General features: G+C 37.8%; 10 protein-coding genes and 4 pseudogenes. 6 read left to right on the forward strand and 8 right to left on the reverse strand.

Annotation, left to right across the window (positions count from 1 at the left end):
- Nucleotides 1–110 precede the first annotated feature (110 nt).
- A complete protein-coding gene (locus JCM11969_RS15260; RefSeq protein ID WP_050894606.1) occupies nucleotides 111–320 on the forward strand; it encodes a hypothetical protein in 210 nt (69 codons plus the stop codon).
- Nucleotides 321–339: 19 nt separating this feature from the next.
- A pseudogene (locus JCM11969_RS18355) lies at nucleotides 340–606 on the forward strand (hypothetical protein).
- 1 nt (nucleotide 607) lies between these two features.
- Here the strand turns inward: JCM11969_RS18355 and JCM11969_RS15270 are convergent.
- The 5 genes and pseudogenes from JCM11969_RS15270 to JCM11969_RS15295 form a co-directional block, all read right to left on the reverse strand.
- Nucleotides 608–1,429, reverse strand: a pseudogene (locus tag JCM11969_RS15270) (Fic family protein).
- 50 nt (nucleotides 1,430–1,479) lie between these two features.
- The gene (locus JCM11969_RS15275) at nucleotides 1,480–1,677 is read right to left on the reverse strand and encodes a hypothetical protein (protein ID WP_054712554.1); all 198 of its coding nucleotides are present in this window, start codon (nucleotides 1,675–1,677) and stop codon (nucleotides 1,480–1,482) included.
- Between the two features lie 154 nt (nucleotides 1,678–1,831).
- Nucleotides 1,832–2,926, reverse strand: coding sequence for a replication initiator protein A (locus JCM11969_RS15280; RefSeq protein ID WP_439709750.1), 1,095 nt, complete (start codon nucleotides 2,924–2,926; stop codon nucleotides 1,832–1,834).
- Nucleotides 2,927–3,831: 905 nt separating this feature from the next.
- Entirely contained in the window at nucleotides 3,832–4,035 is a 204-nt protein-coding gene (locus JCM11969_RS15290) for a hypothetical protein (RefSeq protein ID WP_054712561.1), read from the reverse strand.
- A gap of 54 nt (nucleotides 4,036–4,089) precedes the next feature.
- On the reverse strand, nucleotides 4,090–4,875 hold the full coding sequence (locus JCM11969_RS15295; protein ID WP_054712564.1) for a ParA family protein: 786 nt from the start codon (nucleotides 4,873–4,875) through the stop codon (nucleotides 4,090–4,092).
- Nucleotides 4,876–5,041: 166 nt separating this feature from the next.
- On the opposite strand from JCM11969_RS15295, the gene JCM11969_RS15300 reads away from it, so the two are divergent.
- On the forward strand, nucleotides 5,042–5,206 hold the full coding sequence (locus JCM11969_RS15300) for an MFS transporter (protein ID WP_075168959.1): 165 nt from the start codon (nucleotides 5,042–5,044) through the stop codon (nucleotides 5,204–5,206).
- An 82-nt stretch (nucleotides 5,207–5,288) separates the two neighbouring features.
- Here JCM11969_RS15300 and JCM11969_RS15305 read toward each other — a convergent pair.
- Nucleotides 5,289–5,651 (reverse strand): annotated as a pseudogene (locus JCM11969_RS15305) (TIGR02328 family protein).
- Between the two features lie 141 nt (nucleotides 5,652–5,792).
- Between JCM11969_RS15305 and JCM11969_RS15310 the strand changes: the two are divergent.
- Nucleotides 5,793–6,716 carry an IS30 family transposase gene (locus JCM11969_RS15310; RefSeq protein WP_054712567.1) on the forward strand — a complete coding sequence of 308 codons (924 nt, stop codon included), beginning with the start codon at nucleotides 5,793–5,795 and terminating at the stop codon, nucleotides 6,714–6,716.
- Nucleotides 6,717–6,771: 55 nt separating this feature from the next.
- On the opposite strand, the pseudogene JCM11969_RS15315 reads toward JCM11969_RS15310, so the two are convergent.
- Both JCM11969_RS15315 and JCM11969_RS15320 read right to left on the reverse strand, forming a co-directional pair.
- Nucleotides 6,772–7,247: pseudogene (locus JCM11969_RS15315) on the reverse strand (universal stress protein).
- Between the two features lie 96 nt (nucleotides 7,248–7,343).
- On the reverse strand, nucleotides 7,344–7,631 hold the full coding sequence (locus tag JCM11969_RS15320) for a hypothetical protein (RefSeq protein ID WP_011668133.1): 288 nt from the start codon (nucleotides 7,629–7,631) through the stop codon (nucleotides 7,344–7,346).
- Between the two features lie 170 nt (nucleotides 7,632–7,801).
- Here JCM11969_RS15320 and JCM11969_RS20020 point away from each other — a divergent pair, with 170 nt between their 5' ends.
- Both JCM11969_RS20020 and JCM11969_RS20025 read left to right on the forward strand, forming a co-directional pair.
- Complete coding sequence (locus JCM11969_RS20020) at nucleotides 7,802–8,065, forward strand: IS3 family transposase (RefSeq protein ID WP_054712568.1); 264 nt, start codon at nucleotides 7,802–7,804, stop codon at nucleotides 8,063–8,065.
- 40 nt (nucleotides 8,066–8,105) lie between these two features.
- On the forward strand, nucleotides 8,106–8,569 hold a 464-nt coding region (locus JCM11969_RS20025; protein WP_082409413.1), incomplete at its 3' end, for an IS3 family transposase.

Consider the following 8,569-nt stretch of genomic DNA (forward strand, 5'->3'; position numbering starts at 1 on the left):
CCGCTTCGCTATTTCAAATTTTATACTTTGACTTAACATTCTCTGAATGATATAGTGTCGGTAATTATTTTTAATACGATTGGAGGGATCGTTATGTTGGAGGGATCGTTATGTCTCAAAGTAACTTAGAAAAACAAGAAGCTAAATTAAAACAGCTTAATCAAAAGATTAAAGCTGAAAAAAATAAGATTGAACAAAACCTCGGTAAGCAAATCATTAGATCAGCCAATTTGGATTATGGGACACTTACCACTCCGCAGATTAAAATGATTGCTAAAAAAGTTGCCGCCTTTTTAAATCAAGCTCAAAATAACCAATAATAGTTAGGTGGTAATGACTATGCCTAATCAATATGAAAAACTAGTTGAGCAACAAGCGCGTTTAAAACAAAAAATTGAGTGAGAAGTTTTTAAATTACGGCAATCTAAATACTACGAAAATCGGCAAGCCCGCAAAGCCCGTTCTCGCCGATTAATTCAAAAAGGGGCTTTGCTCGAAAAATACTTTCAAGCTGATAATCTTACGGTTGAACAAACCGAAGAACTTTTAAAAATATTTGCCAATTACGTTAATGCCCATAAACCGAAGAAATTTAAAGACGATTAGCCTAATAACTAGGCCGATCGTTTTTATTTTCTGGATCATTTTTGGGCTTGATTTCTGGGTTCTGATCCGCAAAATCTTTTAACTGTTTTTAAATTCTTTTACTAGTTTTGTCTTTAACTGATTTAAGCGCTAAGTTTGCTCTAATTTGTAATCCTTGAATGCCATTGTCATATGTCCACCGTTTAATTTTAGCCATGTCATTAGTTCGATAATAATTGGCAATTAGTTCGTTCCATTGATCCCACTTATCTAACGGCACATTGATTAAGCCTGCACCACCGTCAATCATAATTTTATTAGCACTTAAAGTCGCCGTCCTTTTGTTCCCGTCCCAAAAGATTTGTTGGCGCATATTATGATACATGACAGTCAATGCTTTATCAGTAATCGTCGTTCGTGGATCAGCCAAGATTTTTTGTAAAAAGGATTGTTCTTGTTTTTCGTTAATTAAAGGCTGTTCAAAAAAGTCGTCACTACCTAAATTAACTCCTCCTTTTCCTTGCCGTAATTCTCCTGGTACTAAGGCGTCTTCCGCTGCCACAATCTTGTTGATTTGTTTTTCCATGGTTAACGTTAAAGGGGAATTTTGAGCAGTGATATATTGCCACCCACGCTTTAAATTAACAATCGTCAAAACATCTTCAACAGGTACTCCTGCTACGCTCATACCGTCCATAATAGTTTGTGTTTGTGGCAAAGTGGTATTAACGCCTTCAAAACGAGCATTAGTATGCACTAACTTGGTAAAGTTTGCTCGGGCAAACCGTTGGTTTTCTGCAGCTGTGAATTTATACTTGTCCATATATGTTCGAGTTTTAGCCATATTTTGTGCCTCCTTTCTATTTCAGTCACTGATTATTTGACCTGTCCATGTTAAATCACGAAATGCTTTTCATTGATGATTTGTTCTTGGCGTTTATCTAAGAGGTAAGTGTGTAGCGCGTCAAACAGCTTGCGTTTATCAGGATCTGGATTATGGGCTGCTTGTTCCCAAATGTCTTGAATATTGACTGCCCAGGGGTCAGCCAACAATTGATCAATTGTTTCGATTTCTTTGCTGGGTTTGGTCATTTAAAAAGCTCCTATCCCGTTTTCTAGCTCAGCTATCGTCAATTCGGCCACTTAAGGCACCTATTTTTACTTCTAAGCGATTTTAAAGCAGTCTTAATATAATTATGCATGTAACACTTAAAACGGCTTAAACGAGCCCATATGACGTTTAATTTCAAGAACGCTCATTGTCAGTGTTCTGTTCTTCGGGGTGTTTGGCCGCATATTCTCTAGCCGCTTGTTTATTCCACCAAACGCCAAATAGGTTTTGCATGGTGCCGTACAAGTAGTTTTCCACGTTCTTGATATGCTTTTCATTGCTTCTTAGGGCGTTAAAGTAGCGTCTTAAGGCTTTAGTCATCAAAGGTTTTAGTTCTTCGTCGTAAAGCGGGATTATGACGCCAATATCTTGATGATCCTTTTCAACTCGGTACTTAGCATTTAAGATAATGCCAATGAAGCGCCGCATTTGTTGCGGGGTACGGCACCAAAAACTAAGTAGTTGCACAGCTTCGGGTTCTAAGAAAACCGGTAAGCCACTGTCTTCATCAGTTAAGAAGTCATTAGCATGGTTCACCAAATCCTGGTTTTGCTTTTGAATTTCTGCTGGTGAGAAATTGGCTGTGGAAAAGTCCAACTTTTGAGTATCTATATTGTATCTATTAGTATCTAAGTTATTAGTATTGTATAGATTGTGTCTCATTTGTGCTAGTCCGCTTTTATCAAGGGTTCCAGCCGTTTCTTGTCGAGCTTGCATTTGTGCTAGTCCGCTTTTATCAAGGGTTCCAGCCGTTTTGATTTTTTCTTGTCGAGCTTGCATTTGTGCTAGTCCGCTTTTATCAAGGGTTCCAGCCGTTTTATTAGCAAAATCCTGTTTAATATACACGTCTTTTGCTGTAACTTCCAAATCAGCAAGGTAAAGTCGATTGGGTAAATTTTTCTTTTTCTTGGGATCAAATCCTTGATTAATTTGGAATAACAGTCCTGCTTCTTCCAACTCCTTTTTTACTTTTGATATTTTTCGGTCACTCCAACCAAATAAATTTTGTAATTCATGATTGGTAAAAATAAAGTACACTCTATTTTCATCATCTATCCAATTATTTTGCAATGAGTATTCCAAACGATCACGCAAAACTACATAACCTAATTTCGCACTGTCACTTAGTTCTTTATATTTTTCGCCATATAATAATACCTGTGGTAGTTGAAAAAACTTAGTTCCATAAGCATTTTGTGATTGAATAAAATTAAATTGTGTCATATTAATACTCCCTTTCTTGACTGACACACGCTGTCTCAAAAGAGAGTTGCTAAAACATTTGATTTGCTTTAAAATACAAATCTGATATGCTCTAACTGAATTACAAAGCAGTCATTGGTTGTGATCGGCTTTGTAGTTTCACCAGCATGTGTCTATTCTTGGTTGCCCATTCGGCAACTTTTTTAATTTCTAACAACAAAAAATGGACTAGGTAGCTTCTGTTGGCTACTTAGTCCATTGGATTTAATTTGTTTTTTAACTATCCTTAACTTGTCCTTTTGGACTGGTTTGCGGTATAATTAACCTACAAATTAAGAACAATGTTCAGTCGATTTTAACTTGGCGGTGAAAATCGACTGAATCTAAGTAGCTGCCTTATAGCTACTTGCTAAACCTGAAGTCCCTGATTCCTCGTGAATTGGGGACTTTTTTCTGTTTAGCTTGATCTTTTATTCGGTTGTCATATTAATCTTAGTCTAGCATAGCGCTTACCCGCCGGCAACTTTATTTGGTCTTGTACACTTTGCCTACTTTGGGTTTGAACCAATAAGAGCCGGAAGATATCAGTAAATATTCGAATAATATAAATGCCTCTGGGTGTTTAAGAAAGTATTCGTTGAAAGCACTGAAAATCAAAAGCATGATCGGTCCGCATAAATAAGTAATAAACAAGGATATCATTTGTAATATACGGATAACTGATCGACGATTACCACTCCATTTTTCAAATAGTACTTGTAACCATTATTGTAACGGGAATAATCATTGTCTAAAAAAGAAACGATTGCCTATTTTATGTCTCTTCAAAATGCCGATAACGGGAAATAGCCAAAAAATAATAATACAAGCAACAAGGAATATCTCGTTCATTGTAGTTTCCATGATTTTACCCCTTTTTCAATTAGCGAAAATCAAAGATTAAATTCTTTTTTTAGCAGTTTCTCTAAATATCTGGAAGCTGTTAATTCTTTCTCTTTTGCACGTCTAGTTAGTTCATTAGCAATATCTTGCTTCAAAGTATAAGATTTTGAAATTCTAGGTGCAGTTGGTTCATTTTTAGCAGGTTTGCTGCTCATACTATTTTTTAGTTGATTCATTTTATCTTCAAATGCCATTATACTAGTCCTTTCTGTCTCATAATATGATATAGCATGACATATCATATTACGCTATTGCTTCGCAAAGGTTTCAAAGATATTGTCGATATTTTCGAAAAATTCTTTGGCCCTTTGTGTTGAATTGTTTTCTTGCTCCATCTTAATCAGCGGTTTGTGATTAAGAGTTGTTTTATTGAATATTTCTCTTTCAGGAATTAGTGCAATTGTCCGCGGGTCTTTTTTCATTTGTTCTACAAACTCATGAGATGACTTAGTATTATGTTTTATCCGGTTTCCAATGAATTTAAGTTCCGCTGTGACAAAACTTTGTCGAGTTTCGACATTAATTACATCTTGTTTCAATTGTTTCATTCTTAATTCCAAATTACTTTTTGAAATAAAACCGTATTCACTTGGTTCAATTGGGCTGAAAACGAAATCAGAAATTACAATCATATTTTGTGTGATAGTTGAAAAATCAGGATGCGTATCTATCAATACATAATTGAATTTTTTTAGTTCATTATAGTTATCTGAAAACCACATGTACATTAATAATTCTTTGTTTGCTCTAGTTTGAAGATCATTGTTAATTGTATCTAGATTCATAGAAGCAGGGATAATTGACAGATTCTTGTGTAACTCAATAATTTCTACTTTTTCATTATCTTTTGTAAAAACATTAGCTAAGGTATCATGATCTTTATAAATATCATAAGTTTGGGTCAAACTACACTGGTGATCACTATCAATCATCAAAACATTGTAACCCTTACTAGATAACCATTCACCATAATTGAAAGTTAAAGTTGTTTTTCCAACTCCGCCCTTAATGGCTGAAAAAGTAATTATTTTCATAGTGTGCCTCCTTATTTGCAAGTAAATAATAGTATATTATGAAATAGCATGCAACAATATATCATGATATGATATATTGTTGCATGCTATTTCATGGAAATAAGATTATGCGAGTAATCAACAAATAAATCAAGGCCCACACAAATTGCTGGTTGGTCTCAAGCAAATGGCACAAAAAGAAGCTTTAATGAATTCTATGGGAAAAATTAAGCATGCTAAAAAGCGACAAATCAGTCATGCCTTTAGTCATACTTATTTGGTAGGAGCGGTGATTATTTTAATTCTTTCACCGATTGCTTTATTAACAGATCGTAAGCAATTTAAAAGTTGAATTAAGCTAGCCAGTATCTTAATTCAATGCGGATTACTAGCTAAATCTAAGAGGTTATTTCGAATGAGATACCCTCTTAGATTTATAAAATAATCCCCTTACTGGCTAAATTAGATAAACATTCTTTCAAATACGAATCATTATGTTCTGGATAAATCGGGTTAGTTATCGGACACTTTTTCAAAATTATATATGGATCGCAATGGATACCACGGTAAAGCGGATCAAACCATTTTTTATTAGGACGATATCCGCGCCGCTACATTTCGTGCATGACCAGCAAGTGAAATTGATAAAGTTTATACGGTGAGTAATTGAATACATAATTAACAGTTGCATGCTTTTTTCCCCAGCCATTGCCTCTTAAAGCAGCAATTTCCCGATGCTGTCCTAACAGTTGTTGGCGAGGAAGTTTGCTAATGAGTTGCTCATGCCAAAGTCGCATAATTAGCCTCCTAATTTTTTATTTTATTTATCAATGTATTAGGCAGATTGTAAAATTTAAGTTGAACATTTAAGTGGACAGAAAAACCTATCAAGGTCTTTAATGGTGTTACCACACAATCCATTAGAAAGAAGGACCTTGATGAGCACCACTATTGTATCATTCCAGAACCGTGTTGTCATTGAAACGCTTCATAATGAAGGACGTTCCTTGCGATACATCGCTAACTACTTAGACTTTAGTCAGACCACCATCTTTAACGAACTTCACCGACTAAATGGTGAGTACCAGGCTGAGCTAGCGCAAACTGACTTTGAACGAAAGGTTAGTCAACGGGGGCGAAAGTCTTCGCTTACTAAAAACCTTAAACACTTGATCGAGGAAAAGATTCAAGTCCAGAAGTGGTCCCCTGAACAAGTTGCCCATGTGGTGGGGATTGCCTACAAGACGGTCTATAACTGGATTGATCAAGGCTGGCTTGATGTACAGTTGCCCGATTTGCCTGATCATGGAATTCGTCGTCATCGTGCTAAAGAAAAGCGTGGTACGTTCAGTCACGGCCGCTCAATTGAGAAGCGTCCTCATAAAATCGAAACTCGCCAGGAATTCGGCCACTTTGAAGCTGATACCGTACTTTCTGGTAAACGTAAAGGTCAAGCTGTGGCTACTTTTGTGGAGCGTAAAAGTCGCCTGACAATTGTTAAAAGGCTCCATGGTCGCGACAGCCAGTCCATGACTCAAACCGTACTTGAACTAGCTCGTCAACTTCAAGACAAGCTCAAGACGCTTACTGTGGATCATGGTAAAGAGTTCGCTAACTATCAGACAATTGAACGGCGAACTGGTACACAGGTTTATTTTGCCCATGCCTATTCACCGCATGAAAGAGGCAGTAATGAGAACCGTAACCGAGTTTTGCGGCGCTTTATTCCCAAAGGCCAAGCCATTGAAGAACTAAGTGATCACCAATTGGTTCAAATTAATTGGTATTTGAATTCACGGCCACTTAAATGTCTTAATTGGCATACACCAATCGAGATCTTCTTGCTTAATTTACGTCATTAAATTCGTTCAAGTTATTTCTTGCAATCTGCCATAGTTAAAGCATTAGTTAGCAAATTTATTCTGCGCGGTGTGCTGCTTTGGCTGGTTGATTATCTAAGTCCGTCCGTACGACGATGACGTCACAAACTGCTGTCTGTGTGACGTATTCCGTTACAGACCCGATTAATAGCCGTCCAACTGCGTTTAACCCAGTAGCACCAATCATAATCAAATCGGTGTCATTACCCCGAGGAACATCTTCAATGATGGTCCTCGGTGCCCCGTATTCAATGGCGTAATCAATCTTGTCAAGACCATCTGCTTGGCATCAGCCACGTACTTGTCGAGGGTCTTCTTGGCCGTTTCTGTGACTTGTTCAGCCATGCTGGTATCAAGGCTAGAAAAGATTTGGAGAGCCCGTGTATCAACAACGTGAACGAGATGTAAATCAGCATCGTTACGTTTAGCCACAGCGACTGCTTTCTTGAAAGCTAATTCGGCTTCATAGGAACCATCGACTGGGACTAAAATGTGCTTGTATTGTTGTAACATAATATTCACCTCTCATTATTTTATACTCTTATCATACGTTATTTATCTGCAAATAAAAAGCGATATGGTAAAAAAACTGCGAGAAAGTGTAACCGATTACGCCTTAGGGAACCAGTGTAATAGAATCAATTGAATACTGATAATCGCAATAACGCCGACTAACAACATGGTTGAAATGAAGACCATGTTGTTCATGATGGTGGCGACTGCCGACAGCACACCAATCAGTAGCATAACAACACCACTGATCGTCAAGACACGACTTAATTCGTGACTACTTTCGGGATGAAAGACTAAGAAAGCACGACGTCGATGAGCATAAAAGTACCAACCAATTCCTAAAGCCAGCAGGGTATAGCAAGCCATTAAAATGGTGATGGCCATGAAGAGACCTCCTTAGTAAATGGTAGCGTCAAGAATCTTGTGTAAATGAAATGCCTTCGTACGGTAGATTGTATAGAAATAGGGAATGCTGGATGTAAGCTGATTCCTGAGACAACTTTTAAGAGAGGGTATAATGAATAAATCGTCTCTCAAAAGGAAGGAATTTTTACATGCCAACTCGTTACGACAAAGAATTCAAACAAAACATTATCAACCTATATAAGCAAGGCGAATCAGCTGCCCAACTGGCCAGAGAATATGGCATTGGCTATTCAACCGTTCATAAGTGGATCCAGGGCCAGGCCAAAACTCAATCCGGTAAATCGCCAGACGAAATCAAAGCGATGGAAAAGCGACTGGCTTCGCTGTCTGAGGAGAACGAAATCCTAAAAAAGACCTGGGCTTCCTTGCACAGAAGTAACCAATATCTTTGATTACATTCAACAAGAAAGCCATCACCACCAGGTAACTAAGATGTGCCGAATCCTCGGTGTTTCCAGAGCTCAGTATTATCGTTATCGATCCCCAAAGCCTTCAAAACGCCGGGCCGAAGATGAGGACTTAAAACAACGGATTCTGCGGATCTTTGCGGAATTCAAGCAGCGATACGGCGTTATGAAGATCCACCATGAATGGAATCTGGAACTTCAACCACTGCAGCGTCCGTGCAGCCCAAGACGGATTTCCCGGCTCATGAAGGAACTGGATATCCACTCCGTTACCGTCAATAAATGGAAAGCGGCTTCGGCTTCCAAAACCAAGGTTGAACAGCGTCCCAACTTGCTTAAGCAGGATTTCTCGACCACTGGTTTAAATCAAAAATGGACCGCTGATATGACCTATATTCAAACGAAGCGTAATGGCTGGTGTTACTTATCAACCATCATGGACCTACACTCACGACGGATTATCGGCTATTCGTTCTCAAAAAAGATGGA

It is taken from the genome of Secundilactobacillus paracollinoides DSM 15502 = JCM 11969 (assembly GCF_001311135.1).
Taxonomy (GTDB): domain Bacteria; phylum Bacillota; class Bacilli; order Lactobacillales; family Lactobacillaceae; genus Secundilactobacillus; species Secundilactobacillus paracollinoides.